This is a genomic window from Pseudomonas sp. A-RE-19 (genome assembly GCF_019956555.1).
Classification (GTDB): domain Bacteria; phylum Pseudomonadota; class Gammaproteobacteria; order Pseudomonadales; family Pseudomonadaceae; genus Aquipseudomonas.
On the sequence record NZ_JAHBDQ010000024.1, the window covers coordinates 47,423 to 74,356 of the forward strand.

General features: G+C 55.0%; 28 protein-coding genes and 1 tRNA gene. 16 read left to right on the forward strand and 13 right to left on the reverse strand.

Annotation, left to right across the window (positions count from 1 at the left end; genetic code table 11):
• Positions 1 to 30: 30 nt before the first annotated feature.
• The 10 genes from KGB14_RS17105 (at position 31) to KGB14_RS17150 (ending at position 9,520) form a co-directional block, all read left to right on the forward strand.
• Positions 31 to 249: a cysteine-rich CWC family protein gene (locus KGB14_RS17105; RefSeq protein ID WP_223487934.1), complete on the forward strand. Its 219-nt coding sequence runs from the start codon at positions 31 to 33 to the stop codon at positions 247 to 249.
• Positions 250 to 282: 33 nt separating this feature from the next.
• A complete protein-coding gene (locus tag KGB14_RS17110; RefSeq protein ID WP_223487935.1) occupies positions 283 to 975 on the forward strand; it encodes a pseudouridine synthase in 693 nt (230 codons plus the stop codon).
• 315 nt (positions 976 to 1,290) lie between these two features.
• Positions 1,291 to 2,175: an alpha/beta fold hydrolase gene (locus KGB14_RS17115; protein ID WP_223487936.1), complete on the forward strand. Its 885-nt coding sequence runs from the start codon at positions 1,291 to 1,293 to the stop codon at positions 2,173 to 2,175.
• 162 nt (positions 2,176 to 2,337) lie between these two features.
• Positions 2,338 to 2,411, forward strand: a tRNA-Gly gene (locus KGB14_RS17120).
• Between the two features lie 237 nt (positions 2,412 to 2,648).
• A complete protein-coding gene (locus KGB14_RS17125) occupies positions 2,649 to 4,505 on the forward strand; it encodes a tyrosine-type recombinase/integrase (protein ID WP_223487937.1) in 1,857 nt (618 codons plus the stop codon).
• Positions 4,506 to 4,611: 106 nt separating this feature from the next.
• Positions 4,612 to 5,772 carry an STY4528 family pathogenicity island replication protein gene (locus KGB14_RS17130; RefSeq protein WP_223487938.1) on the forward strand — a complete coding sequence of 387 codons (1,161 nt, stop codon included), beginning with the start codon at positions 4,612 to 4,614 and terminating at the stop codon, positions 5,770 to 5,772.
• Positions 5,773 to 6,277: 505 nt separating this feature from the next.
• Complete coding sequence (locus KGB14_RS17135) at positions 6,278 to 6,643, forward strand: DUF6124 family protein (protein ID WP_223487939.1); 366 nt, start codon at positions 6,278 to 6,280, stop codon at positions 6,641 to 6,643.
• 110 nt (positions 6,644 to 6,753) lie between these two features.
• The gene (locus tag KGB14_RS17140; protein ID WP_223487940.1) at positions 6,754 to 7,113 is read left to right on the forward strand and encodes a DUF6124 family protein; all 360 of its coding nucleotides are present in this window, start codon (positions 6,754 to 6,756) and stop codon (positions 7,111 to 7,113) included.
• Positions 7,114 to 8,026: 913 nt separating this feature from the next.
• Complete coding sequence (locus KGB14_RS17145) at positions 8,027 to 8,890, forward strand: phage integrase N-terminal domain-containing protein (protein WP_223487941.1); 864 nt, start codon at positions 8,027 to 8,029, stop codon at positions 8,888 to 8,890.
• Between the two features lie 390 nt (positions 8,891 to 9,280).
• Positions 9,281 to 9,520 (forward strand): hypothetical protein, encoded by a 240-nt coding sequence (locus KGB14_RS17150; RefSeq protein ID WP_223487942.1) that lies wholly within the window; start codon positions 9,281 to 9,283, stop codon positions 9,518 to 9,520.
• A gap of 177 nt (positions 9,521 to 9,697) precedes the next feature.
• Here KGB14_RS17150 and KGB14_RS17155 read toward each other — a convergent pair whose 3' ends face one another.
• The 4 genes from KGB14_RS17155 to KGB14_RS17170 form a co-directional block, all read right to left on the reverse strand.
• Positions 9,698 to 10,138, reverse strand: coding sequence for a hypothetical protein (locus KGB14_RS17155; protein WP_223487943.1), 441 nt, complete (start codon positions 10,136 to 10,138; stop codon positions 9,698 to 9,700).
• A gap of 122 nt (positions 10,139 to 10,260) precedes the next feature.
• Entirely contained in the window at positions 10,261 to 10,881 is a 621-nt protein-coding gene (locus KGB14_RS17160) for a tyrosine-type recombinase/integrase (protein WP_223487944.1), read from the reverse strand.
• Between the two features lie 425 nt (positions 10,882 to 11,306).
• Positions 11,307 to 11,657, reverse strand: coding sequence for a hypothetical protein (locus tag KGB14_RS17165; RefSeq protein WP_223487945.1), 351 nt, complete (start codon positions 11,655 to 11,657; stop codon positions 11,307 to 11,309).
• Between the two features lie 137 nt (positions 11,658 to 11,794).
• Entirely contained in the window at positions 11,795 to 12,013 is a 219-nt protein-coding gene (locus KGB14_RS17170; protein ID WP_223487946.1) for a hypothetical protein, read from the reverse strand.
• A gap of 209 nt (positions 12,014 to 12,222) precedes the next feature.
• Here KGB14_RS17170 and KGB14_RS17175 point away from each other — a divergent pair, with 209 nt between their 5' ends.
• The 3 genes from KGB14_RS17175 to KGB14_RS17185 all read left to right on the forward strand — a co-directional run bounded on the left by KGB14_RS17175 (position 12,223) and on the right by KGB14_RS17185 (position 14,536).
• Positions 12,223 to 12,492 (forward strand): hypothetical protein, encoded by a 270-nt coding sequence (locus KGB14_RS17175; RefSeq protein WP_223487947.1) that lies wholly within the window; start codon positions 12,223 to 12,225, stop codon positions 12,490 to 12,492.
• Positions 12,493 to 12,711: 219 nt separating this feature from the next.
• Positions 12,712 to 13,035: a low molecular weight protein tyrosine phosphatase family protein gene (locus KGB14_RS17180; protein ID WP_223487948.1), complete on the forward strand. Its 324-nt coding sequence runs from the start codon at positions 12,712 to 12,714 to the stop codon at positions 13,033 to 13,035.
• Between the two features lie 940 nt (positions 13,036 to 13,975).
• The gene (locus KGB14_RS17185; protein ID WP_223487949.1) at positions 13,976 to 14,536 is read left to right on the forward strand and encodes a magnesium transporter; all 561 of its coding nucleotides are present in this window, start codon (positions 13,976 to 13,978) and stop codon (positions 14,534 to 14,536) included.
• Positions 14,537 to 14,566: 30 nt separating this feature from the next.
• Here the strand turns inward: KGB14_RS17185 and KGB14_RS17190 are convergent, their stop codons facing one another.
• Genes KGB14_RS17190 through KGB14_RS17210 form a run of 5 tightly spaced genes read right to left on the reverse strand, consistent with a single transcriptional unit; the run spans position 14,567 to position 19,610 of the window.
• Complete coding sequence (locus tag KGB14_RS17190; RefSeq protein WP_223487950.1) at positions 14,567 to 14,890, reverse strand: cytochrome C oxidase subunit IV family protein; 324 nt, start codon at positions 14,888 to 14,890, stop codon at positions 14,567 to 14,569.
• 13 nt (positions 14,891 to 14,903) lie between these two features.
• Complete coding sequence (locus tag KGB14_RS17195) at positions 14,904 to 15,617, reverse strand: heme-copper oxidase subunit III family protein (protein WP_223487951.1); 714 nt, start codon at positions 15,615 to 15,617, stop codon at positions 14,904 to 14,906.
• 6 nt (positions 15,618 to 15,623) lie between these two features.
• Entirely contained in the window at positions 15,624 to 16,316 is a 693-nt protein-coding gene (locus tag KGB14_RS17200) for a cytochrome c oxidase subunit 3 (RefSeq protein ID WP_223487952.1), read from the reverse strand.
• Positions 16,313 to 18,088 carry a cytochrome c oxidase subunit I gene (ctaD, locus tag KGB14_RS17205; RefSeq protein WP_223487977.1) on the reverse strand — a complete coding sequence of 592 codons (1,776 nt, stop codon included), beginning with the start codon at positions 18,086 to 18,088 and terminating at the stop codon, positions 16,313 to 16,315. The genes KGB14_RS17200 and ctaD overlap by 4 nt, the downstream gene beginning before the upstream one ends.
• 49 nt (positions 18,089 to 18,137) lie before the next feature.
• Positions 18,138 to 19,610 (reverse strand): cytochrome c oxidase subunit II, encoded by a 1,473-nt coding sequence (locus KGB14_RS17210; RefSeq protein ID WP_223487953.1) that lies wholly within the window; start codon positions 19,608 to 19,610, stop codon positions 18,138 to 18,140.
• 403 nt (positions 19,611 to 20,013) lie between these two features.
• Between KGB14_RS17210 and KGB14_RS17215 the strand changes: the two genes are divergently transcribed.
• Complete coding sequence (locus KGB14_RS17215; RefSeq protein WP_223487954.1) at positions 20,014 to 20,349, forward strand: hypothetical protein; 336 nt, start codon at positions 20,014 to 20,016, stop codon at positions 20,347 to 20,349.
• Between the two features lie 200 nt (positions 20,350 to 20,549).
• On the opposite strand, the gene KGB14_RS17220 is transcribed toward KGB14_RS17215, so the two are convergent.
• The 3 genes from KGB14_RS17220 to KGB14_RS17230 all read right to left on the reverse strand — a co-directional run bounded on the left by KGB14_RS17220 (position 20,550) and on the right by KGB14_RS17230 (position 24,028).
• On the reverse strand, positions 20,550 to 22,676 hold the full coding sequence (locus tag KGB14_RS17220) for a TonB-dependent siderophore receptor (protein WP_223487955.1): 2,127 nt from the start codon (positions 22,674 to 22,676) through the stop codon (positions 20,550 to 20,552).
• A 181-nt stretch (positions 22,677 to 22,857) separates the two neighbouring features.
• Positions 22,858 to 23,628, reverse strand: coding sequence for a trans-aconitate 2-methyltransferase (gene tam, locus KGB14_RS17225; protein ID WP_223487956.1), 771 nt, complete (start codon positions 23,626 to 23,628; stop codon positions 22,858 to 22,860).
• A gap of 70 nt (positions 23,629 to 23,698) precedes the next feature.
• Positions 23,699 to 24,028: a hypothetical protein gene (locus KGB14_RS17230; RefSeq protein ID WP_223487957.1), complete on the reverse strand. Its 330-nt coding sequence runs from the start codon at positions 24,026 to 24,028 to the stop codon at positions 23,699 to 23,701.
• Between the two features lie 445 nt (positions 24,029 to 24,473).
• On the opposite strand from KGB14_RS17230, the gene KGB14_RS17235 reads away from it, so the two are divergent.
• The gene (locus tag KGB14_RS17235; RefSeq protein ID WP_223487958.1) at positions 24,474 to 24,977 is read left to right on the forward strand and encodes an inclusion body family protein; all 504 of its coding nucleotides are present in this window, start codon (positions 24,474 to 24,476) and stop codon (positions 24,975 to 24,977) included.
• 124 nt (positions 24,978 to 25,101) lie between these two features.
• On the forward strand, positions 25,102 to 25,641 hold the full coding sequence (locus KGB14_RS17240; protein ID WP_223487978.1) for an AidA/PixA family protein: 540 nt from the start codon (positions 25,102 to 25,104) through the stop codon (positions 25,639 to 25,641).
• A gap of 189 nt (positions 25,642 to 25,830) precedes the next feature.
• Here the strand turns inward: KGB14_RS17240 and KGB14_RS17245 are convergent, their stop codons facing one another.
• Positions 25,831 to 26,916 (reverse strand): type I restriction endonuclease, encoded by a 1,086-nt coding sequence (locus KGB14_RS17245; RefSeq protein ID WP_223487959.1) that lies wholly within the window; start codon positions 26,914 to 26,916, stop codon positions 25,831 to 25,833.
• Positions 26,917 to 26,934 lie beyond the last annotated feature (18 nt).

Here is a 26,934-nt window from a genome sequence, read left to right on the forward strand (position 1 = left end):
GACAAACCGGCCGTAATCGAATGCCCCTTCATGAATAAACCTGACCTCTGCCCGGCTTGCGGCGCTTCCAACGACTGCACCCTGGCTGACCCGCGAACCGTCGATCGTGCCTGCTGGTGCTACGGCGTCAGCATCGATCCGGCGGTGCTCCAGGCGCTGCCCGCCGAGCTGCGCGACAAGTCCTGCCTGTGCCCGGCCTGCGCCCGGGTCGAGATGCAGTTGCAAGCAGTCGCCTGGGCGATCACGTAAGATGCGCCCCCCTTTTCCCACCGATCCCTAGTCATGCGCGTTGACCGCTTTCTCAGCAACCTGCCCCGCTTCAACCGTAAGCAGGTACGCCTGTTGCTGGTGGAAAAGCGTGTCAGGGTCGACGGAGAGGTCGTCAGCGACCCCCACGCCGAGGTGCTCGAGTTCAGCCGCGTGGAAGTCGACGACGAGGTACTGCAGGTCGGTAAGCCGGCCCGCTACTTCATGCTGCACAAACCGCCCGGTTGCGTCAGTGCCACCCGCGATCCGCAACACCCGACGGTGCTCGACCTGATCCATGAGCCGGACAAGGAAGACCTGCACATCGCCGGTCGCCTGGACTTCAACACCACCGGCCTGATGCTGATCACCAACGATGGCAGCTGGTCGCGACGCCTGACCCAACCGCAGACCAAACTGCCCAAGGTTTACTACGTCGAGACCGAGCAGGACATCACTGCCGAATACGCGATCACCTTCGCCAACGGGCTGTATTTCGCCTTCGAAGACCTCACCACACAACCTGCCGAACTGGTCATCCTCGGGCCAAAATCCGCGCGCCTGAGCATCGTCGAGGGCCGCTATCATCAGGTCAAACGGATGTTCGGCCACTTCGACAACAAGGTGTTGCGCCTGCACCGCGAATGCATGGGCCCGCTGGTGCTCGACGACGCGTTGAAGCCCGGCGAATACCGGCTGTTGAGCAGTGATGAGATCCGATTGATCTAAGCAGGCGACCGCTCAGCAGAAGCTGCTGAAAATTTTACGAAAGATACTTGCGCGATGACGTGACCCCTGCTTGAATCAGGACGTCGGCGCGAAATGTGACCGACGAGTCACCAAAACTACTCTAAGAAACTTTTTGCCGGCAGAGAACCCTCAGGTTCCGCATTCCCCCGGCAAACTGCCCGCTTATAACAATACCCGTCGACCTGCCTTCAATGGATCGACATGGGCCTTCAAAAATTCCAGGCGTATGCCTACCTGTCACAAAGCTCGTGCAATCTGATTTGCGCGCATACCCGCTTGCCAGGAGTCTTTGACATGAGGCCAGAAATCGCTGTGCTGGATATACAGGGTCAGTATCGGGTTTACACGGAGTTTTATCGCGCAGACGCCGCAGAGAAGACCATTATTCTGGTCAACGGCTCGATGTCCACGACTGCGTCGTTTGCACAGACCGTGAAAAACCTTTATCCGCAGTTCAATGTGGTGTGCTACGACCAGCCCTACGCGGGCAAGTCCAAGGCGCACAACCGGCATGAGAAAATGCTCACCAAGGAAATCGAAGGGCAGATCCTCCTTGAGCTGATCGACCACTTCGCCGCCGAGCACGTGCTGTCGTTTTCCTTTGGTGGCGCCGCCACTCTGGTCGCCCTCGCCCAACAGCCACGGCGCATCGAAAAGGCGGTGATCAGCTCGTTCTCGCCGGTGGTCAACGAGCACATGCTCGACTACCTTGAGCGCGGCGTCGATTATCTCGGCAGCCGGGACGGTAATCGGGTCGGTGACTTGGTGAACAGCACCATCGGCAAACACCTGCCCTCGCTGTTCAAGCGCTTCAACTACCGTCACGTCAGCTCGCTGGCCGAACATGAATACGGGCAGATGCATTTTCACATCAGCGACGTGCTCAACAGCGACCGTCAGTGCTACCTGAACGCGGCGAAGAAAATCAACGTGCCGGTGCTGTTCATGAACGGCGAATGGGACGAGTACACCGCCGCCGAAGATGCCAGGCTGTTCGCCGGCCATGTGCAGCACAGCACCTTCAGCACCCTGCAGGCCACCGGCCACTTTCTCGACATGGAGCACAAAGCCGCCTGCCGAGACAGCCGCAACGCACTGCTGGGCTTCCTGAAACCGGCGCAACACGATAGCCGACCGCGTTACCACTACGTCCAGGACCACCATGCATTGGCAATTTGAAACAGAGTCATCGCGAGCAAGCCCAGCCCTGTAGGAGCGAGGCTTGCCCGCGAATGACCGTTACGCGGTCCCTGCGTGCGTTCCAACCGGCGCTAAAGCCATCGCGCATAAAGAAAAACTTCAAATTCGCGCCCACATCTGGTACAAAGTCAGCCGCTCTGAGCGGGTGTCGTATAATGGCATTACTCCAGCTTCCCAAGCTGATAACGAGGGTTCGATTCCCTTCACCCGCTCCACATTTCCTTTCCATGGTCGTCTATACAAGTCCACGGAACGAATGCAAGTCACTGAGCTGATACGGTTTTTTCCCTAGCTTCATTCCAGTGACATCCAGCGTAATCCACTGACTACCGGTCCTTTTTGGTACATAAAGTGGTACATCTTTGCGGCCTTTCCCGTTCCGCATTGTTGCTGGAGGAGCCATCTCCAGGGCATGACCATCGCATCCAACTCTAATTCTGAGGGTTGGACACATGCTCACCGATTTCAAAGTCCGTCAGGCCAAAGCCACTGGAAAAAACTACACGCTCAGCGATTCCGACGGGCTCTCTCTGTTCGTCTCGCGTGGTGGTTCCAAGCTGTGGCACTTTCGCTACTCATGGCTCGGAAAGCGAACCCGCTTCTCGCTGGGCAGTTATCCCGAACTTTCGTTGAAAGACGCCCGCGAATTGCGCGATCAGGCTCGGGCGATGGTAGCCAAACACATCAATCCTCGTATTGAACGCAAGCAGAAACTCAACGCCATCAAGATGGAAGGTGAAAACACCTTCATGACGGTCTACGAGAAGTGGCTGAACCACCGCAGTCTAACCCTCGAAGAGGGACGCCAGACTTCGCTCTCGATCATCCCTCGGGTTTTCAAAAAGGACGTTTTCCCCCAGCTCAAGCGCCTGTCCATCTACGAAATCACTCGGCCGATGCTGTTGGAAGTCATCGGACGCGTCGAAAAACGCGGGGCACTGTCGGTCGCCGAAAAACTGCGCTCATGGTTAAAGCAGCTGTTCGACTATGCAATGGTCATGATTCAGGGAATGGAGAATCACCCGGCTACTGACCTGCACGTTGTAGCCGTCCCCCTGCCGCCTGTTGAGCACAATCCGTTTCTGCGCATGACCGAGCTACCGCCCTTCCTGCAGACCCTGCGCAAGTATCAAGGCCGGCGCACAACTCAGCTGGCGATTCGACTGTTGTTGCTGACAGGTGTGCGCACCGGTGAGCTGCGCCTCGCCACGCCAGATCAGTTCGATCTGGATCGAGGGCTATGGCTTATCCCGGTAGCCTCGCTGAAGCAGCGCAAGATGCTCACCGCCAAGAAACGCAAGCGCGCCACTGATGTTCCGCCCTATATCGTTCCGCTTTGCGTACAAGCATTGGAAATCGTTCGCTACATGCTTGGAAGGGTCAAGACAGCGCAGATCTACCTGTTTCCCGGCGTCACGCGAATCAGTAACCGCATGAGCGAGAACACCGTCAATACCGCCCTCAAGCGCCTGGGCTACGATGGCCGGCTCACCGCACACGGCATCCGCGCCACAATGTCGACCGCGCTCAACGAACTGGGTTATCCGAAAGTTTGGGTTGATGCGCAGTTGTCGCACTCTGATCCCAACCGCATCAGCGCCACCTACAACCACGCCGAGTACGTCGAACAGCGCAGGTTGATGATTCAGGATTGGGCCGACCGACTGGATCTGTTCGAACAAGGTCAAGTCCAGGCCGCCAGCACCCATTTGACCATCCATTTGCAAGGCGTTCCGACAATTACGGGCCAACACTTCCCTGCCCTTCCAGCCCCAAGCCAGCATGTCCCCACCATGCTGGTGACGTCCCCCGAGCAGAACCCGCCAGCAACAATGCCGCTGAGCCATCGACTGTCCTCTGTAGAGATGCCCCACTACGCCAAACCCACATTGCCGAAAATCCAACGAGATCGCTTGGAGCTCATGGAGATTTTTGAGGGACCCGAAAACGTGGTCGTGGCCGATTACGCGAAGCTCGCAGGAAAATCTCGCCGATGGATCACTTACGAGATACAAGCGGGCAACTTGCTGGCGATCCAGTTGGGCAACAAAGGACAACGCGTGCCGGTGTGGCAACTTGAGCCTTTGAAGCGGCAACTGGTTCAAACGGTCCTGCGACAGACACCCCGCGGAGTGGATGCCTGGGACATCTACCATGCACTGCATCGCCCGAATAAATCTCTGGGAGGGAGATCATCTCTGGATGCCGTGACGCCACAAAATATGAAAGAGATTGCCAGCCGGTTGGTAGCTCGGTGCGATGCATCGCTGTCGGCGAATGACCATCGACCACGACCGTACGAAGGCTGAACAAATAAGGTTGTGCTGCTGATCGGGTTGTTGGCTGTCCGGCTGAGTGAACCGCGATGAGATGTAGGGGAACGGGCCATCGTGCCCCATACCTCGGAGACATCTCATGGCACACCAACACACCCACCAGAACTCGCAAGATCAAGATGCACCGTGCACCACGAGACATACGCTCACGCTCGATATCCGCCTCACACCCGTGGACCGTCATTGCTGGCAAGTTATGCGCATGCTGCGCTCCGCGGGAGGCCTCTACCCACTGGCGGGAATGGGGCAGTTGCGCAGCTACCTCACGTGCACCCCTTTAGCAAAGCGCGCCGGGTTCGACACAGCTTGGCGCGCGGTTGCCGTGCTGCGCCTCACGGGCTGGATCAGCCTGGTGGGGCAGCATTGCGACCCCATGACTGGCAATGTTCTCAACGCGCTGTATCAGGTCAACGAGAGTGCGCTCAACTTCCAGGAGGCCTGTGCTCTTGACCCTAGCCTGCCAGAGCTTTTACAGACCTGCACCGGCCACAAAAACAGCCATCTCGATCGTCTTTCCAAGCACATCCTGGCAACGCTTGAGCAAACGTCCAAAGCCGCCCCCGTTTCTACCGAGGTGCAATGTAACGAAGACGATGATCCGCCACCCTCGACGCCATCGAAAAAACGCCCTCCTGCAAACCAAACACCCGTATCCAACAATTCCATGAGTAGCGCGACCGTCACGCAGCAGACCAAACAAGCCCCTCAAATGCCTCCTAAGCCAGACAGTACGTATAAGACGTATTTGTATAAAAAAGAACGTACGTACCGCGCGCGCACGTGTGAGGAAAGCGACTCACCATCGGCGTCAATGGCATTGCCAGCATGCCTGAACAACGCCAAAGCCGATCAGCAAAGAGACGTGCTAGCAGCCTTGAGGCGATTGCCGTCACAACATCGCCAGGATGTGCTGGACGAACTGCAGGCACGCAGTCAGGGCGGCACGGTGCGTAATGTCGTCGCCTATTTCTTCGCCTTGGTGAAGCGCGTATTGGCAGGCGAGTTTCGCTTGTGGGCAGGTCGCAAAAAGGCGCAACCCGCTAACGAACCTGAAGCGATTCGGCCCGCGTCTCCTTTGCGCGCAGAGGTCTGCGAGAAGCCGCCCGTGGAACCGGCATGGCGCGAAATTGGCCGGCCGCACATCGCTAACATGCGCAAGATCTTGGCGGGTCCGACGAACGCTGGAGAGCTGGCTACGAAGATGATGGAAGCTAAGGGATGGCGGGCCTGTCCTGCCTAGCGAGGCGCGTCTTTTAAACAGGGCGAACACTTGCTAATGCTTCAAGAGAAAATTAACACCAACATCGCCCCATAGAGCCGACTACCCAGCCAAAACACAGAAGACCGTCAGTTGATTCCTCAATGACTTGTCAGAAGTAAACATGCTTGGAATTGCGCGTTTAAAAACACCCGCTGTTACCTCAAATAGCCTACGAAACCTTGTGCCAATGCCTACGACTGAGACAGAATCCGCCGGCTTGTACGGCTATGGGGCGGCCTATATCGTTTTACCTGTCACTGAAAAACAGTGATCGGGTTTGGTAGCCCGTCTGTAATAGCCGTATGGCAACACCTTATGCAGTCTCTATTTTTGGGGACTCAGCTTTATATGGTGGTCATGCGTGGGGCTCCTTTGCGAGCGCCGGGTTTCCTATTGCAGCCGGTCTACCAACCCGCGTATGGCCGCCACCCTCGTTTGGTAGCGAGAGTGATGGCTCCTTAAAATCTGCAGTAGGAGTTCATCTATGTTCAAAGTTACGCCCAACCCACCGGATACCGATCCGATCCCCTATGACGCTGCTCTTGAAGCCCAGAATATAAAAACGGCGAAAGACCGTGCGATCAACTTCTACCTCACCCCTGGGGCACAGAAGACGTCTACACCTTCGCGTAAGCCCGGCAGAATCTTTCTCGTCGATCCCACCGTTGATGATGAAACGCTGCTCGTCGAGGCCTGCGAATCGCTGTCGTCCGCCAGTGACATGGCGCGCGATATCGCCGGTTCTGCGGACGACTCACAGCGCAAAGCGATGCTGATGCTGCAACAGGTGATCATGTTGAGTGAGCTAGTGGTTAATCGCGTTCTGGATAACTACCGCGTCCCGCGTTAGTTGCCAGACAGTTGAGTGAGGGGGGCTTGCCCCACTCACTGCGCAGAAGCCGTTAACGGTCGCGACCGTGACGCTTCAATCCTTCTGGCTCTTACTCGGAGTTTCAGCTGATGCCCAAGATACCTGAACCACCAGTCACAGACCCGACCTCCCCGTACGAATCGATCAATTCGAAGAAGCTCAACGACGCGGCTAACCGCGCCCTCGATCACTACCTCAATCCGGCGGCTTTAATCATGGCCAGTACCAATAAACCCGAGCCGATGTATTTGGCTAACCCGGTGTACGACACCGAATCACTGCTGGCCAACGCCTGCGAAACACTGGGTTGCGCATCCATCATGCTCAACAATTTCGCCGCGTCACTCGACACCTCACACCGCAAAACCGCTATTGGCATTGCGCAGCTGATCATGTTGGGGGAGTTGGCGGTTAACCAGGCGTTGGATAACGTCGAGCTAAAAGAGTAGTTGTCGCATCCGTCTGCGGGAATGCTCTGCAGTGAGATAAAAGGCGATCAGCTCGCGTAGCTGACCGCCTTTTAATTATCAAGAAAGGGGTTCGGAATAGCGCCATACAGCGTCAAAGTCTTTAGAGTCGCGCCATCCCCACTCTGTCCACGAAAGATCCGCTTTGCACACAAGCTGCCTGGGCAGGCGTGGCATGGGGACCATGCCGCTTCTGCGCAGGCAGCCGACAAGGCCGAAGGCCGCGTCAGTGCCCCAAGCCGCGGGCAAATACCTACCTGACACAGCGCCCATAGCTGTCGCCCGGCACGGATGTCTGAGATAGGCCGTCACTGCAAGCCGCAGTGACGGCCCCACGCACGCCCCCAACAATACGGGCAACCGTAAGATCCCATTGGGTGCGACGTACATGATGATGGTCGCCTTACACTCACCTGGTAACGCCAACGACGACAGGCATCGTGTGTCGTCATCCCAACAGCGCAGGACCCTGCAAGCGGCTGATCCACCCGAAAGGATGGATGGGTCCCATCCCAGGTATGCCAGGCTCCCTCAGCATACCGACCCCTACCCATGGGGCGGAGCCAACTTTGTCTCTCGGATTCACTCCTCTATGCGCCGCTGGCGCTCTGTCCCAAGTGGCGGTCCTGTGTGCAATGCACAGGACTGCCGCAACCTGCCCAATCCCACTCACTTAATTGGAGAACTCATCGACGCTATAAGCCCGTTCATCTCGCACGAACTCCGTTCGGCCTTCCAGCAGGAAGCAAGACGGACGCCTCATTCGAGACACTGGTGTCTCCTGAACACCACGCCCTTGCCCTCACGGGATCTCGCCTAGCGAGTTGGCATCAACACTAACCAATGAAACTCAGGACAACGCAACAAGCATCGGCTAATGCCCCGATGGTGGAATATGGACGACTTGACCTACACCCTGCAGCAGCTTTGCCGGCGAAATCGCGATGGCAGCCATACCACACAGGCCGACCGTATGCGCTCACTGGCATTGTCCGCGCGACAACTGCGCGAGGCCGGCTTCCGGCAGATGAGGGCCTCCTCGCTTAAGGGCAAGCACGCCCTTGCATTGCTGGACTGTTGGCAAAGCGAAGGCCTGTCAACTGGCACCATCAAAAATCGGCTTTCTCATCTTCGGTGGTGGGCCGAGAAGATCGGCAAGGCCGGCATTCTCCCAGCGGACAATACGCAACTTGGCGTGGCTGACCGGCGCTACATTACGAACATCAACAAAGCCCGGGAACTGGGATCAGGCCTTGACCAGATTACCGACTCCTACGTGCGCATGAGTCTTCAGCTGCAGTCTGCATTCGGGTTACGTCGGGAGGAAGCGATAAAATTCCAACCTGGGTATGCGGATCGAGGGGATTACATTCTTCTCAAGGGCTCGTGGACGAAAGGCGGGCGAGAAAGGTCTGTGCCGATTACTACATCGGAACAACGCGAGGTGCTACAAGCAGCGCATCGCCTGGCGGGAGTCGGATCGTTGATCCCAGCACACAAAAACTACATCCAGCAACGCAACGTCTACGATGGCCAATGCAAGGCGGCGGGTTTTAGCCATATGCACGGGCTACGTCGCCGGTATGCGCAAAACCGGTATGAGGCTTTGACCGGTTGGAAGGCACCAGCAGCAGGTGGTTTATCAGCCAGGGAATTGAGTGCAGCGCAGCGAATTGAAGACGCCCATGCTCGACAGACTATCAGCCGCGAGCTTGGGCACGAGAGGACACAAATCACTGCAACGTATCTTGGCAGATAGTTCAGGCTGTGAGAGAGACGAATTTCTTGCAATCCCACAAACGCTTCGTGGCAATACCCGGTTGAATCCACAGTCGTTAGCTGCTTTTCGCGACAGGCAGCAATCGGCCGATTCTGTTGAAAAAGTCGGTTCTTCCAGACCGTCCACATACTGACCGCTGAAAATGCGTTTTTTGCGCGCCGCTACGCGAAATCTGAGCCCGGAATCCCCTGCTCAATGTAAAGATTTCTATCTCAAGCGCGTACTTTTCTACCGTGGAAACCATGGCCGACTTTTTCAACAGAATCGGCCAAGAGCGGCCTTTCAATCCGACGCGCAACTACCGGCCAAGAGTGACCACTCGATCTACTTTTCGGGCACCGTAAAGCCGGGCAAAAACGAGCTATGAATATGAAGCATGAACTTTGGCTGGAACCCGATGGTTGCCAGACTTTCTGCCTGGCAGGTGTTCACGGTGATGACGCGCGCAATCTTCTTTCAGCAAACTCCAAGCTGATCTGGACGGTCGAAGCTGACAGTCACTTCGAAGCGATGACCAAATACTATTCCTTCATGGCATGGGGTGAATACCAGACAGACTTCCCCGAACAAGACCAAATATCCTACGCAGAGCTGGGATGGGGTGAGTAACGGGTGCCAAGTGAGAGGATAAGCTGGCCTGCGTTTTGAGCTCCACCCACCGTCCGCATTGGTCTCTGCCGTTCTCTGCCTATCGCGAATGACCGGTTTGGGTTGTGGATTCAACCGGTCGATGCAACAGATTGGCTAAGGAGCTAACACGTCAATGAATCGATTGCGCCGGATGGTTTACTCGGGAATTCCGGTCACCGTATGCACTACCCGCATTGCACAAGGAGGTCGGGCCCCTTCCGGGTCCAACTGTTCGCATTTCTTCAGCAGCGGATAGGCATCGGCAAACTTCATGGCCGCCACCTGCTCAGCGTGCTGCTGCGAAACAAAGCAGTGTTCGAACCGATAGGCCGCATACACCTCGGGCAGCAGAGCCGGATGATCGTAAACCTCGTCGACGATATTGTTTAGCAGCTGGGACATCTGCCCGTTGAGCCCTGGCGACATCCTGGTGAGCAGATCGTTCTTAGCGACACCCGCGTGTCTAGCCTCGATGACCTGCTTCGATGCCCCGATGGACGCCTGCATCCCCTCTGGGAACGGACAACTAGACGCCCCCAATGCCGAGACCGAAGCCATACAACTCAGTAAAGTGAAAACAGCGGCCATCCTTGTCATGGAACTCCCTCGTTTAAAGTCGCCATTGTCGAAAAGACGTTGCGGATCTTAACCGATGCCAGCTCAGACCGCTGCTATGGGTCGGATAGCGACGGTCAAGCATCGACCGCCACTATGGATGGTCAGACTTCCGTTTGTTCCGCCATTTCCAGGGCATCATCGACCTCGATTCCCAAGTATCTAACGGTGCTTTCAAGCTTCGTGTGCCCAAGCAGAAGCTGGATAGCTCTCAGGTTCTTCGTCCTGCGATAGATCAACGATGCTTTGGTTCGCCGTAGTGTGTGAGTACCGTACATGGTTGGGTCCAGGCCAATGGCTGTCACCCACGCTTTGACTATTCGAGCGTATTGCCTGGTGGAAAGATGGTCTGAAGCGTGCAATCGGGTTGGAAACAAGAAGTCCTCGCTGCGGAGATGCGCCTGATGCATCCACGCCTCCAAAACCGTTCGAGTTTGCTCAGTGATTTCAAATTGCACTGGGTGCTGAGTTTTCTGCTGCATCACGATGGCACGCGACGATACATGCTCCCCATGGGCGATGTCTCGAACTCTCAGCTTGGTTAAATCACTGGCACGCAGTTTGCTGTCGATGGCCAAGTTGAAGAGCGCCAAATCACGTGTCTTCTCCGCGAGCTGGAGTCTGACCCGAATAGCCCAGATATCTCTGACTCGGAGCGGGGCTTTCTGCCCCACAAGCTTTCCCTTGTTCCAAGGCTGATGGCTGTATCTAGCAATAGTGTTCATGGCTCGTCCTCCACGTTGAGGGAGGACAAGGGTGAATCAGTCACAACGAGTGATGGTCGCTATCGACCCCAAGCGGACGGTTCGCAGAAAGTGTAAAGCGAATGTTGCGCGCTTTTTACTGGGGCACTAGCTCCGACCACAAAATGCTGCGCCCGATTCCCCTCATTAGCGTTCCGTAGTCTTCAAACTTACCGACGTTGACTTCCTCTTGGCTTTTCCATGTCGCTTCACACTCCTCGCAGACCCACAGCAAGATATTCGTAGAACGGATACGCATAGCTTGGACTGAACCTTGACCGCACCTTTTGCACTCAACCGGCATTCTAATAATCTCGAGTTATTTTCTGACGCAAACCAGGCCGACGTGTCCGCCTTTGGCCGATAGGAGCATGTCGCCACCGGGAGCATTGATCGTAAGTGGGTTTTCAGGCATACACCGGAGGGAGTCGGTTTGCCACTTGCCCCCAGCATCTACTGATTTCCTTGATAATGCCGCTGTCACCCATCTTGGTCGCAAAGGTATCGCATACCGAGAGATGCTCTAACAGCCAATCATCCGTCCATCCCGCCCATTCACCAGCAATGGATCTAAGGTTTCCTTCAAGCACCGGGAAAACTTCGCCCCACAGGATGCTGTGAATTTCTTGGGGTGAATAGCCTGTTTCGAGGACTACGCGAGCGACATAGTCAAAGGTTGCGTCAGTGATCTCGGTATCGAGGAAAAACTCTGAAAGTGCTTGCCAGATCTTCAGGCGGTTTGCGTCGACAGCTTCCATGCACTATCCCGAAACTTGAATGGCGCCAAGCGGCCGATGGATAGAGTAGCTTACGGAGGTTCAGACGGATAGCCGCTGGAGGCAGGGCCGTTTTCGCCCCAAGGCTGACCCTGCTCTCGCGAAACGCGGGGTCGGAGTTATCTGATTTGGAACAGGCGGGAGATCGCGGTTATGGCCTTGTCTCCGTCAGTTTCATAGAGACCGAACAGGCGCGTTTGGTCACTCAGACGATGAAGCCGAAAATGGTTATAGAACGCTTGGCCTAAGCGCTGATTATCGAATGTTCCGCGTTCCCAAAGAGTTAAAAACTCTTGATACGCAACGCGCTCAATTTCCAGTCTCGGCATGCTTTCCATATACACATCCATTTATGTCAGCGATGACCGAATCCTACTGACGCCGGACAGATGCGGCAATGCGCGTTTGGGGGCGATTTTTAATCATCCGAGCTGGCTTTGGAGTTTTTACACACTCTGGGCCAGTAGCTGTCGGTCGATTTCGCTATTCATCAATCTCCCGAGCGTGCGAAATTACCAGCTCTTCAATTTCTCTCAAAGGCAGCCTCATGACCTCCACCCTGGCAGTGTCGGATATTTTAGGTCCATGGAGTGGCGATACCCCCACAGGACTCATTCAGCGTTGCAGGGAGGCATGGGACACACCTCTAGAGAGTTTGAATGATCTTATGGTCGCTACTTTTTTGAATCAGAATATCGCGACGGAACACTTGCTGATTGAGGCGAAGCGCCGCATGAAAGACCAGGAACGAGATGAAACCGAGTACTTCGACGGCCAGCTTCTCGAAGCTATCGAGCGCTTGCAATCCGGGGAGTAATTCATCCCGACAATTTGTTGCGCTCGACATGGACTATCTATATTGGGTCGCTTTCTGTCTCGCGCGACTGGGAGAGAACGTCGATAGCAGCCCTTGTTGTCAGGCAATAATCGGCCAGAACGGACACATTCCTTTTATTCCCAGAAGCTACGCTGTGAGCACGTCAACGTATCCGAACCTGAGCTTCGGATCTCCGGAACAGTTTGGAGCTAACCCACTTTGAATGTGTTGTTCATCTGCGGCAAAAACCGCCTAGGTAGTCCGACCGCCGAGCAATTTTTTGCTGATTGGTCGGGAGTTGAGACAGCATCGGCTGGTGTCAATAACGATGCGGATGTTCCTGTAAGCCAGGAGCTTCTAGGGTGGGCCGATCTCATTTTTGTTATGGAGCAAATCCATCGAAAGAAACTGACTGCTCGCTTCACCTCGGAGTTGGCGAATAAACGTATCATCTGTCTGAATATTTCGGATGATTACGAATACATGGCACCTGCTTTGATCAAGCTGCTGGAAGCGAGAGTCGGGCGTTATTTATCCTCCTGATGTTATGTCCGCCTGTGGGCCGTCTCCACCTGATCAGTCGACTGACCGCTCTCAGCCGATTCTGTTGAAAAAGTCCGGCTTGGTTTCCACGGCAGAAAAGTACGCGCCTGAGATTGAAATCCTTGCTTTCAGCAGAGGCTTCCGGAATCGGATTTTACGTAGCAGCGTGCAAAAGAGGTGTTTTCACCCACCAGTATTCGAACATTTTGGGGAAACCGACTTTTTCAACAGAATCGGCCGATTACAGTCAGTCACGAAGGGCCGCTCTCTGCCGATCATGATTACAGTGGCTCTTATGGCGTGCTATACGACTTATGTACAGAGATACCAAATACCACCGACTCCGCCTTGATTAGGTCAGCATCGAAAATCTGCTCAGCAATTGAAGCACCACGCCTAATCAGTACGGAAATACTCCCTTCGGTTCGCAGGGTGGCAAGGTCACATACTTGATGGACCTAGCCGTCTTGGTACACAATGCGGTGTCGCCGCCCTATCAGTGGTGGCCTTATCCGTTGAAAACCAATTGGTTGGATGCCACCTGTTCATCCCTTCACCCGCTCCAATCGAATTTTTGTCTCACGTCAGTTTTTGACGGGGGATGCAGGAATAAAAAAACCGGCCTCGATGGCCGGTTTTTTTGTGTCTGGGGTTTTGGGGGCTTGCAGTGCCCGCTTTGAATGTCTGACTCCTGTTTCCGCCCTCGTTGAGCGAATTGACTAATGGCACTTCGACACAGAATTCGTCGGACTGCGCCAAACCCTGATGCCACCTCTCAGACCTTGACGTCGACCGACCGGCATGCTAGCGAATGCTATACTTCCTACGAATTGCATGAAGCGTGCAACGTTCCCCACGGACACAGATACCGACTGCAAATCTCAGTTAACGGCTGCACGACAGAGGAGGTCTACAGCCAACGCGAGATGGGAGGTGTGGCATGAATCGACACTATTACATCAGTGACAATCTCGACGATCTCGAAGCCGTTGAAAATGAACTGGAAGCCAACGGCATCAATACCGAACAAATTCATGTGCTCAGTGAAAAAGTTGCTGATGTTGAAGAACATCACCTCCACGAGGTCAACTCGTTAATGAAACAGGATGTTGTTCATTCTGGCGAGATTGGTGCGGTGGTCGGCGTGCCACTCGCGGCGCTGGTCCTTGGCGGCGCCTATTGGCTGGGCTGGACCGAATCCGCCGCTGGCTGGATGCCTTTTATCTTTCTGGCCATTGTTATATTCGGCTTCTGCATCTGGGAAGGCGGCTTTTTTGGTATCCAGGTACCGAACGCTCACTTCCGCAGTTTTAAACAGATGGTAGAAGATGGAAAACACATCTTCTTCGTGGATGTTGAACCGGATCAGGAACCGGTATTGGACCGGGTAATCGAACATCATCCAAAGCTGACGATCGCCGGTACGGGAACGGCAGCCCCCCACTGGACAGTAGCCTGGCAGCACAAATGGCATCAGTTCAAGCGAGTGATATCGGGTTAGCCCCTGTCGACTCAGGTCACCGGAAGCTGCTTATTGGCCTTGGCCGAAGAAAATGACCCGGCTGAGGAAAACATAGTCCGCCTCGGTGGCCATGAGTCCGACGAGCACCAGCAAACACAAAGGTGGCACCAATATGGCGTAGACCATGGCCAACCGTTCCCAGGCCATATGCATGAAGATGGAGACAATCAAACCTGCCTTCAACAACATGAAAGTGATAATCAGGGACCACCGAAGGTAGCCATGGAAATGGAAATAGTCGACAAGGTACGACATCGTGCTGAGGACGAATAACAGCCCCCAAATTTTAAGGTACAAACTGATTGGATGTTGCTGACCCTGAGCATGTGCCATCACCTGTGCTCCTCTACCATAAATAGAAGAAAGCAAAAATAAACACCCACACCAAATCCACGAAGTGCCAGTAAAGCCCGGCTATCTCGACGTTCTGATAGTTTCCGGAGCGCTCATAATCGCCCCGCATTACTTTCAACGCCACAATGCTGAGGTAGATGGCGCCGATTGACACATGCAATCCGTGGAAACCGGTAATCATGAAAAAGCTGGCACCAAATTGCGCCGCCCCCATGGGATTCCCCCAGGGACGCACCCCTTCTGCAATGAGCTTGCTCCATTCAAATGCCTGCATGCTGACGAAGGTCACACCCAAGGCAGCGGTCACCAGCATCAGGGCTGTGGTTTTCGCGCGATCACGGCGATAGGCGAAATTAACGGCCATGGCCATGGTGCCACTGCTGCTGATCAGCACAAAGGTCATGATGGCGATCAGAATAAGTGGGATTTCTCTACCGCCGATCGTCAATGCGAACACTTCACTGGGGTTCGGCCAGGCGGTGGTGATGGTCATGCGTACCGACATGTAGCCGGTTAAAAAACAGGTGAATATAAACGTATCGCTGAGCAGGAATATCCACATCATCGCCTTGCCCCAGGGGACCTGCTTGAAGGCCTCTCTATCCGAGGACCAGTCGCTGGCGATGCCCTGCCATCCCGGTGCAGGCGGCAAGTCTGGTGGATTGGATGAACTGGACTCGCTTGGGGCAAGTGGGTGCGATGCCATGGCTTTTCACCTCAGGCCGCAGAGTCTGGCGATGGCTTCATAGGTTTGCGGCGTGCTGGCCAGCAAAGCGAATAGCACGAACCAAAGACCCAGTAAGTAATGCCAATAGGTGGTACAGAGCTCTATGTTGACGCTGAGTTGCGGCAACGGCACGCGATGCAGGAATTTAGCGACGATGATGCCCCAGGCTATCAGCCCGCCCAGCAGGTGGAGCCCATGCATGCCGGTCAACAGGTAGAAGAAACTGTTGGCCGGATTGCTGGCGACAAAGTAGCCCCAGGCGACAAACTGCTGCCAGACCCAGAGTTGCCCCACCAGAAAGGCAATGGCAAATACGCCCCCCAATGCAAAACCAATGACCGTTGCACCCAGTCGAGCACGCCGGGCGGCCATACGCGCCCCCTGCAGTGCGACGCAACTCAATACCAGAAAAGCCGAATTCAGCCATAGCTGCCAGAGATTGGCTAACGGCGCCAAGGGCTCTGTCAGGGGTAGCCAGTCGGTCATTTGTGAACGGGCGATAAAGGCGATCAGGAAAAGAAAGAATAACGAGCTCACCACGCCCAGAAACAGACGCAGGCCCACTCTTGCGATTAGGCGTCTATCGGCACCCTCGCTGGCCTGAATACCCCCAGGGTCGCGACTCCAACTGCCGCCGGGATCAGCGCCGTCGGCGTTTCTCAATAGCAGCCTTTTCATGTTTTAACGTCCGCTATCTTGGTTCCGGCGCTCAGTTGCCGCATCTGCTCCAGCTCCTCGGCGGAGACGGTTTGCGGAACGAAATCCTGTTCTATCCCCGGCACACTGTAGTCATAGGCCCAGCGATGCACGACCGGTAGCTTCGCTCCCCAGTTACCGTGAATCGGCGGGGTGTTCGGCGTTTGCCATTCCAGGCTGGCCGCGCCCCAGGGATTACTGCCTGCGGGCTTGCCCTTGAATGCACTCCAGGCCAGGTTGAACAGGAACAGCAGCTGGGAAACGCCAACGGTCAATGCGACCACCGTAATGAAGGCATTCAAATCCTGCGCCGACTGCGGGATGAACGCGTAGTTTTCATAGGCGTAATAGCGGCGTGGCATGCCCTGGAATCCCAGGTAATGCATGGGGAAGAAGATGGCGTAGGTGCCCAGAAAGGTAATCCAGAAATGCAGCTTGCCCAGGGTGTCGTTCAACATGCGCCCGGTGACTTTCGGGAACCAATGATAAATTCCGCCGAACACCACCAGTACCGGTGCGACCCCCATGACCATATGAAAATGGGCGACGACGAAATAGGTGTCCGAGAGCGGAATATCCACGATCACATTGCCGAGAAACAACCCGGTCAGACCGCCGACCAGGAAGGTGACGATAAAGGCCAGCGCAAACAGCATCGGCACGGTCAGATGGATGTCGCCGCGCCACAGGGTCAGCACCCAGTTGTAGACTTTCAGTGCGGTCGGCACCGCGATGATCAAGGTGGTGGTCGCGAAGAAAAAGCCAAAGTACGGGTTCATTCCGCTGACATACATATGGTGCGCCCAGACCACAAAGCTGAGTACGCCAATCGCAATAATGGCCCACACCATCATTCGGTAGCCGAAGATATTTTTACGCGCATGCGTGCTGATCAAGTCGGAGACCAGACCAAACGCAGGGAGAGCAACGATGTAGACCTCCGGGTGGCCGAAGAACCAGAACAGGTGCTGGAATAATATTGGGCTGCCACCCTGGTGATCGAGCGACTGCCCCAACGAGACCATCGCCGGCATAAAGAAGCTGGTGCCCAACAGCTTGTCAAACAGCATCATGACCGCACTGACAAACAACGCCGGGAAGGCCAGCAAGGCCATGATCGAGGCCATGAAGATTCCCCATACGGAGAGCGGCATGCGAAACAATGTCATGCCGTGCGTGCGCGCCTGCAAAACTGTGGTGACGTAGTTCAAACCGCCCATGGTGGCGGCGACAATAAAAATCGCCAGTGAGACGAGCATCAGGACGATGCCCCATTGGACCCCCGGTGTCCCCTGAGAAATGGACTGTGGCGGATAGAGCGTCCAGCCCGCACCGGTGGGGCCGCCAGGGACAAAGAAACTGGAGAGCAACACCACTACCGCTAGCAGGTAGAACCAGTAACTCAGCATGTTGACATAGGGGAAGACCATGTCGCGGGCGCCCACCATCAGTGGGATCAGATAGTTGCCGAAGCCACCCAGAAACAAAGCCGTCAGCAAGTAAATGACCATGATCATGCCGTGCATGGTCATCGCCTGATAGTAAGTACTGGCGTCCATGAACGCCAAAGTGCCGGGGAAGCCAATCTGTATGCGCATCAAGCCGGACAACACCACGGCGATAACGCCCACGAATAAAGCCGTCAAGGAATATTGAATGGCGATGACCTTGTGGTCCTGACTCCAGATATATTTGGTCAGGAAACTTTTGGGTTCGTGCAGTGCTTCTGTTTCGGCTTGCTCCGCATAGGCCATCACGTCATCCTCCTGTCGAAGTTTCGGTGCATTCCTGGCTGCTTTACGGCTACTTCCCTGGCTCCGCCTTGCTCGCATCAGCGTCGGCATTCGCTTTGGATTTGATAAAAGCGATCAGTGCGTTCAACTCCTTATCATTCGGAGAAAAGGCCGGCATGACGGCTGCATAGCCTTTGACGATTTTGGCGCCGGGATTAAGAACCGAATCCTTTATATAGCCCTCATCGACCTTGATACTCGTACCATCGGCAAGGGTTTCTGTCTTGCCATACAGACCCTGCCAGCTGGGGCCGACGCCCTTGCTGCCATCGACACTGTGGCAGGCCAGACAGCCGAGCGACTGGGCCAGACGCTGTCCCTGCGCCGCCAAGTCGTCACCCGGGCCCGGCGCTTCGCTGGCAGAAGGTTCATTGTCTTGCCGCGCAGCACCCAGCGATTTGATCAGGGCGACGAGTGCACCCAGTTCATCGTCATTGAGAGTATAGGTCACCATGACCGGCGGGTAGCCCTGTACCAGTCGGGCCTTCGGATCGAGGATCGACTCTTTCAGGTAGGCCTCATCGACCAGCACACTGGTGCCATCGGCAAGCTGTTCTGTCCGGCCGTACAGCCCCTTCCATCCCGGGCCGAGACTGGCACTGCCATCCTGGCTATGGCAGGCATTGCAGCCAAGCTTTTCGACCAACTGGCGGCCTTTTTCCAGCACGCTGTCCCGACTGGGCTTGGTCGCTGTCGTTAATGTCTGCGCAAAAGTCGGTTGGCTGTTCAGCCATTGATCGAAGGCGTCCTGCTCCTCAACGATCATATGGCCGCGCATGTTGTAATGACCTACGCCACAATATTCAGCACAAAGGACTTCATACTTCCCGGTTTTAGTCGGCGTAAACCAAAAGTACGACACCATCCCTGGCACCATGTCCATCTTGCTGCGCATTTGTGGCACATAGAAATCGTGAAGTACATCTTTAGAGCGCAGTAAAACTTTTACCGGCTTATCGAGCGGAAGGCGAACTTCATTGTTTAATACAAGTACATCGTCTTGCCCAACAGGATCCTTGGGGTCAAGGCCGAAGGGATTGGTGGAATCAACAAACTTGATATCCGACTTACCCAACTTCCCGTCCTGGCCGGGAAAGCGAAAGGCCCACTGCCACTGCTGGGCGACTACTTCAAGTTCATAAGCATTTTTCGGCACCCGGATGAAATCATTGTAAACAACCAGACCTGGCGCCAACATGGCGGCAATACCTACCGAAGTCACGATAATCAACCATGTTTCCAACTTTTTACTTTCTGGCTGGTAGTGCGCCCTGGAACCCTCCTTGTGACGATAACGCATCACGGCTATCGCCATGAATACCGTGACGGCGATGAAAAATATTCCGCTAATGATCAGGGTGATGAACAGGGTGGTGTCGATTGATCCCCAGTTGGAAGCTGCCGGTGTCGCATGCCAGGGCGCCAGGATATTGAACAGCACTGATGCAATAACGATTAGTATCAAGATAATTGCTATTGCCATTTTCTCTTCATCCTATTCCTGTTGTTCACTGGTTATGCAAAAGCATCGCCACTGACGTCCAAGCAGGGCAGACAAGTACCATCCATTCCGGCGGTAAAGTCAGCAAGAAGTATAGTGCATGGGCGAAAACAAGCGCTTTTTCTGAAAAACCTGACGCCCGGATATTCCAATTCGAACATTAAGTTAATCGTTTAAAGCTATTCGCTACATATCACTATAAATATTCAACATCACGTCTCTCGGGACTAAATGGGCGTAGCGAATTGAAGCGGCTGCAGCAAGCAGGGCCCGCTTGCCAGCTATACTCAATTCTGATGACGGATGGCAGTACTGGCCAGAAGCGGATGGCATCGAGAAGAGCCAAGAACTACAGAGTCCAGCAGTCCACGACGGAGGTTTCGTCATGAGTAACCTGACGATCGAAGGCTGGTGCAAAACCAGCGGCGCCCAAAAGTCCACCCCGATGGGTGAGGTCAGCTTTGATGTCGATGGCCCCCTCCATCTACGTCTAGAGGAAGCTGAAGAACGCCTACAGACGACCCATGAGCCTGAAGCCATGGTCGATGTCGACATGAGCTCAATGGATTTGATCTTGCCAGAGGGATACGGCCCCTTGTCCGACTGCCAAATGCGCGTCTACTTGCAGCACGAGCGCGGTCAGTTCCATTTGGTCGGGCATCGAGCGAGCGATGGAAGCTTGATCTATACCAATGCGGTTTTGATTGATCAGCTGCTTTAGAAGCACGATGTCCTGTCTCATCGACGAGAGCAGCGTATTTATCCCCGGCCGTCAGGTTTAAATCCCCGAAGTATCCGTTTAGAAATAAAAATGCCAGTCAGACTAACTGACTGGCATTCCCCTTGAAGGACCCTTTTGTACTCAACCAAAATCACTTGGTCAGCCAAGACTTGAATCGCTTGCGATGGCGGCTAGATCGCCTAGAGCGTGTAAGAAATACCGACCTGAACGGTTCTCGGCTCACCAGGGTAAGCATAGACATTACCAAAGGCTCCTTCTTCATAGTCACGGTCGAACAGGTTCTTCACATCGAGATTAAGCCTGACCTGGTCATTGACCTTGTAGAAACCGAGCAGATCGACGACTGTGTAGCAGCCCATCGAAAACGCCGTGTTAGCGGTCTGGCCCGCACGTTCATCGACGTATTTACCCCCCACCCCCAAGCCTAGCCCTTTGAAAGTGCCATCCTGAAACTCGTAGACGTTGAGCAGGCTGAAGCTGTTCTGCGGAATGTTCATCAGCCGGGTTCCCGACTGGATCACATTGTCCTTGGTGACCTCGGCATCGACATAGGCATAGCCGCCAATCACCCGCCACTCTGGAGTCAGATTGCCTGCCACGTTCAGATCGAAGCCACGGCTACGTACCTCGCCAGCCGCCACGCTGAATGTAGAGTCCACGGGGTCGGTGGTGAGGACGTTGCGTTTTTCAATCTGGTATATCGCCGCGTCAACGCTCAACTGGCGATCCAGGGCTTCCCATTTGATACCCATCTCATAAGACTTGCCCTTTTCCGGCTCAAAGCCACCGCCCTGACGGCTGGCCCCCGTATTGGGCTTGAAAGAGCGTGCTGCATCGGCATACACCGCCACAGTATCGGTCAGGTCGTAAATCACCCCAAGACGCGGCGTCACCGCTTTGTCGCTCGCAGCCCAGCTTCTGCCACCCGGTACAAAGGTTTCGTATTCATGCTCAAAGCGCTCGAAACGGGCACCCGCCAAGACTTTTAAACGCTCGGTCAACGCCACCTGATCCTGAACGAAGGCCGCGTATGTCTTGAGGTTTTCCTTGTCGTTGGTCGGGGTACGGGTCAGGGCTGGGCGAGGCTGGCCGTACACCGGATTGAAGAGGTCGATCGAATAGGCGCCGACCGCTCCGCTGGAGCGCTGGATGATGGACTTGTAGTCATAGTCCTCGTACTCGACGCCGGTCAACAGCGTGTGATCGAAGCCGCCCGTGGAGAAATGCCCGGTGAGGTTCAGTTGAGTGTCTTTGTCCGTCCATTCCAGCTTGCGGTAGCTGAAGTTACGACCCAGCGTGCGCCCATCAGCGGCGACACCATTGGCTTCAATTGCGTTGCCCTGCAAGGTGCCATCGAACCATTGAAAACCACCACCCAATGTCCAGTTATCACTTAGCAGGTGCTCGAACCGCAGCTGCGCCATGTTGTTGTCGTTGTGTAATTTGCCCGCGTCTTTTTCACCGAAGAAGGTGTCACGGGATGCTGTGCCAATCTGATTCGGATAGCGCGTCACACCGCGATCCAGCGGGTGATTGTTGCGCATGAAGTCGCCCTCGAAAATCACCTTGGTGTCGTCGTTGGCCTGCCAGGATAGAACCGGCGTCACACCATAACGTTCGGTTTCGACATGGTCACGGAAGGTATCTCCTCCCTCGCCCACCACATTTAGGCGATACGCCAGACGACCCTCTTCGTCGAGCGGGCCAGAGGCATCCAGCGTGCCGCGCTGCATACCCTGGTCGTCCAGTTGGCTGCCCAGCGTTACCGTGCGTTCTGCAAGCGGCTGTTTGGAGACCACGTTGAACGTGCCACCAGGATCGCCCCGGCCATAGAGCATGGTCGCTGGGCCGCGCAGAACCTCCAGCCGCTCGATGGTGTTGGCATCAGGCATGTTCGGATAACCACGGTTGATCGGAAAACCGTTGCGATAAAACTCTCCGGTGGTAAATCCACGCACCGTAAAAGTGGTCAGCCCCTGACCACCGAAGTTGTTGGCCCGTCCCACTCCGCCGGCATAATCGAGTGCGTCCTGAAGACGAGTTGCACCGATGTCCTCTACAACATCCTTGGACACCACGCTGATGGACTGCGGCGTCTCGTGAATCGCAGTGTCGGTTCGCGTCGCACTGGCCGACCGCGTTGCGTGATACCCCCTCACCGGCCCTTGTGCCGTTTCATAGTCCGTCGTACCGATGATGTCGGTCGCTTGCAACTCCAGACTGGTCTTTTCCGTAGCGGCTTGCTCTGCCCATGTAGAAGGAGAAAACGCCTGAAGCACACAGATAGAAAGCAGAGTACGACGCATTGATGATGAACCTTGGTGAAGAAGCCAAATGGATGGCATACGTGCCAAATAATTTGCGGCGCATGGTATACCGTACCGATAGCTTTTGATACGTATTCGCATTTGAACTCTTCACGGAGCTCACCAAAGGGCTCCAGGGACAAACCAAAGGGACAAACGACCAAGCGTGTCCCTTTATTCGTCAGCGCGTCGCCACCATGAACAACCGCGGAAACGGCAGCAGCACCGAACCATCGCTCAGCGCTGGATAAGCCTGCTCGATCACCGTCTGATACTGCTTGAGATATTGCGCCCGCTGCGCGTCATCCAGCGGTTCGAGAAAAGGCCGCAAACCGGAGCCCTTGAACCACTCGACCACGCCCGATGCGCCGTCCGCGAGCGGGTGATAGTAAGTGGTGCGCCATACATCGACCCGAGTGCAGTGGGCACGCAGCATCGAGTAGTAGCCGCCAGCATCCTCCATTTCCGTTCGCTGGCCAGCGGCCCTTGCCAGTTTGTCAGCCCAGGGGCCATTCGCCGCGACCTCGCGCATCAGCCGGTGCGACGGCTCGTTGAGGTTGTCGGGCATCTGAATCGCCAGGCTGCCTCCGGGCACGAGCCTGGTCACCAATGACGGCAGTAACCGGGCGTGGTCGGGCAGCCACTGCAATACCGCGTTGGCGAAAATCACGTCGAACGGGCCGGTGTCGTTCCAGGAATCAATATCAGCAGTGTCGAAACGCAGGTGAGGCAAGCGCTTGCGGGCGGCCTCGATCATATCGGGTGAACTGTCCAACCCAAGCACCGCGGCATTGGGAAAACGCTGCACCAGCAACTCGGTTGAATTACCGGGGCCACAACCGATGTCGACGGCCGATCGGACATCCATGGCGGGAATCGCGGCCAGCAAGTCACGCGCCGGGCGCGTGCGCTCATCTTCAAACGCTACGTATTGTTTGGCGGACCAACTCATATCGCTCTCCTGTCGATGCAGGGTTGTAGCCAGAGGCAGACAACCGGTTCGCTACGATACATCGACCGCGTCAGTTAACCCACGCCCCCACCCGCCAATGCCAGCCATCGTTATGTTGCTCCCAGTGCGGATGCACATAACGATACCCCGGCCGTTCCGGGACCCAATGGCCATGAACGGCGACATAACGCCCACCTTCCCAGCGCCAGTAACCCCTGGACCAGAGGTAACCCGGCCGCCCCGCAGGCTCTACCTCGATAACCCGTTCCGGTGGCGGCTGCGGCGCGATGACCTCAACATATTCACGCTGCACCGGACGCCGATCATGAACAACCCGTTCCTGCACACAACCCGCAGCAGCAACCACCACCGCCAGCAACACCATGTAACGTAAAAACATGCCGCCTCCTCAGGCTTGAAAGCCAAATCGAGTGAATCAGCAAAAAACAGCCCCCTTTCCTAACCATGCTCCTGCCTGGTTCATTGCTTTTTTAACAGGTCTTGTCTGTCTATTGCCTGAACCCGGATCACTTGATGATTGAAAAATACAGGGGATCTGAATGAGCCTTTTCTTATCGCCAATTCATTGAAATCGATAACCAAAATGACCGTTCGTCGAGCAACAGTAAAAGCGGTTTTGACAGTATAAAAATGACATCTATAGTCCTAGTCGCGGCCTGTTGGAAGGAACCCAACCCGTCATTTCAAGGCAAGGAGCAAGGCCAGCTCGTACCCCGTGATCGAGTGGGTTCCAAAGTCGTGTGTTCGCAACGGCCGCAAGGCAAACAAGCGTTGTCGTGCCTGGTAGGTAGCCAGGTAATCACTATGATCAAAGGAGCTTTACTATGTCTCGAGTCACGGATGTACTTGTTTCCATCGACACCGAAACCATTCTGAAAAACTACCCGAACATCAGCAAAAACCCTGCTGCGCCGACGATGATCGACGTCAGTCATGTGTACATGGTGACCAACCAGAACAACGTGGTGAGCGGCCAGGCCGGCGGTGAGCTCAACTTGAAAGCCCAGGTAGGCGATCTGATTCGCTGGCGTGAAGCCAGCCTGTCGCTGGGCTTCGAGCAAGCAGTGATTTTCTACAAGTTCGTCGGTAACGCAGGCAACGAGTTGATCTCTACGCCCACGCCACGCAAGGCTACCGCCTCCTTCGCAGTCCCTAACACCAGCAATCCGTCGGTGCCCAGCTGCCAGAAGGTCGATAACCATTACTGGTCTTCGGAAACCCTTGCCTGCGGCAGCGTGACCTATCACTTCCAGTTTCTGATCGTGAATCGCGACTGCCAGATCATCGGCTGCTGCACATGGGATCCGTTCATTACCATCCGTAACTGATGCTGGGCCGGGCCCCTTGGCAACGAGGGGCCTACCGAGCTCGTTGCCGCCTCGGCTGGAACAGGATGTCTCGCTTGAACCGAAGCGGTTACCGTTTTGCGTCAACATCATGAAAGGATCCATGATGACTTCCGAACCGATTACCTCCCCTTCGGCGGGTGCCGTGATAGCCAGTAGTGTGCTGCTGATTGTCGATGCCGAATCGTTGCTTTCACGCTATCCGCAACCCAGTCTTGAATCGCAGAACCCGACTGTGATTGAAGATGGTTTCATCTTCCCCGTGACTAGTAGCACGACGACACAAAGTACTGAAAATGACAGCAAAATAATGCTAACGGCCAGCAACGGAAAAGTTTTCCATATCCGCGGCAGGACCGTCAGTTTGCTGGCCGAACACACCGTGGTATTCCACAACATCACGGTGGACGATGCCGGGGTCCTTTCACCGCCCAAACTGATCGTCCACGGCGACCAGACCGTCCCCGCGCCCGACCCCGCCAACCCGACCCAGCCGGGCAGCCATAGCGCCGATGATCATTATTGGGAGTGCTCGCAACTGAGCGCGGGCGTGGCTGCGTGCGAATTGAGCTTCATGCTGATCAATCAGCGCTGTGAAGTGTTGGGGTACTTCAGCTGGAAAACTGAGGTGACGCTGTCGGCGTGAACAGATATGCACAAAAAAACCGGCCTTTGAGGCCAATGCCAGTCAGTTGTAGGAGCCAGGCTTGCCGGCGAAGGCGTCCTTAAGTGCGTCTTCGCCGGCAAGCCTGGCTCCTACGAAAAGCGGTTCACCCACTTAACTGACTGGCATTGACCTCAAAGGCCGGTTTTTTATGGTACGTGTCCAACAGGGTTAGTCGTAATATCCAACTGTCTTCTTCAAGTGATCCGAATAATCGTAAATCTCATCAACCGAGCCAATCGGATGACGCGTTTCATTTTTTTCTTCGTCAAAAATCCCAATGTACTTTTGTGAACGATTGAAATGAAGGCGACAAATCGGCTTGCGATTGTTGTCATCGAGCAAGATCCCAAAATAGCTTTGCGTATCGCGCTGTACTATCCGTTTAGCGTCCACAACCGAACGAACCACGGCACGGACAATGTGATACCCCTCCAATTCTTCCAGGGTCGTCAGCACTTTATCCTCTGATTCGTCACGCTGATCTGTCAGACCACTGCCGCCGGCAGGACCCGGTATCGACGCCAGCGCAGGCTGAATGGCACCACTCATGGCTGATTTGAGTCGGTCATTGATCTGATCATTGAGAAACTGCACGACTGCTTTTCTCGTCAGTTCGTGGAACTGCTCACGGACTTTTTGAGTTATGACCCCGTCATACACTCGGGAGGCGAAGACTTTTACAAAGTCGTCATCAGGTTTGATGACCTGCGAAGCAATGACCTTTTTGATCTGACTGACGTATTTCAGCTCACCTGCAGCATTGATGATTGAATCCACGTCGAACGCAGACTTGGTGAGCTTGATCAATTCGGGGACGGAGTACTCATCGATATCCAGAAGGTCGAGTTCAAGAAACGGTTTCTCATCCATCTTGTTGGGTGCATCCAGGTCGGTGAAGAATTTATAGACCTGGCCGTTAGTGAGGATAGAGATTCGAGCACTGGTGACATGGAAATAGCGAAATAGTTGGGAGGCGTGATTGATGTGCAGCGACTCGCCTATTTTTTTGCACTCGATGAGGATCTGTACCTCTCCTTCCTTCATGATTGCGTAGTCAATTTTTTCTCCTTTTTTCGTTCCGATATCGCAAACGAATTCTGGAGTCACCTCACTCGGATCAAAGACATCGTAGCCAAGTACCGTACTGATGAAGGGCATGACAAAAGCATTCTTGGTCGCCTCCTCCGTCTGAATTGCAGCGCTTTGCAAACGAACCTTGGCGGCTAGGCTTGCTAACTTCTCAAAGAATTCCATGAGTGACCTCTTACTTGG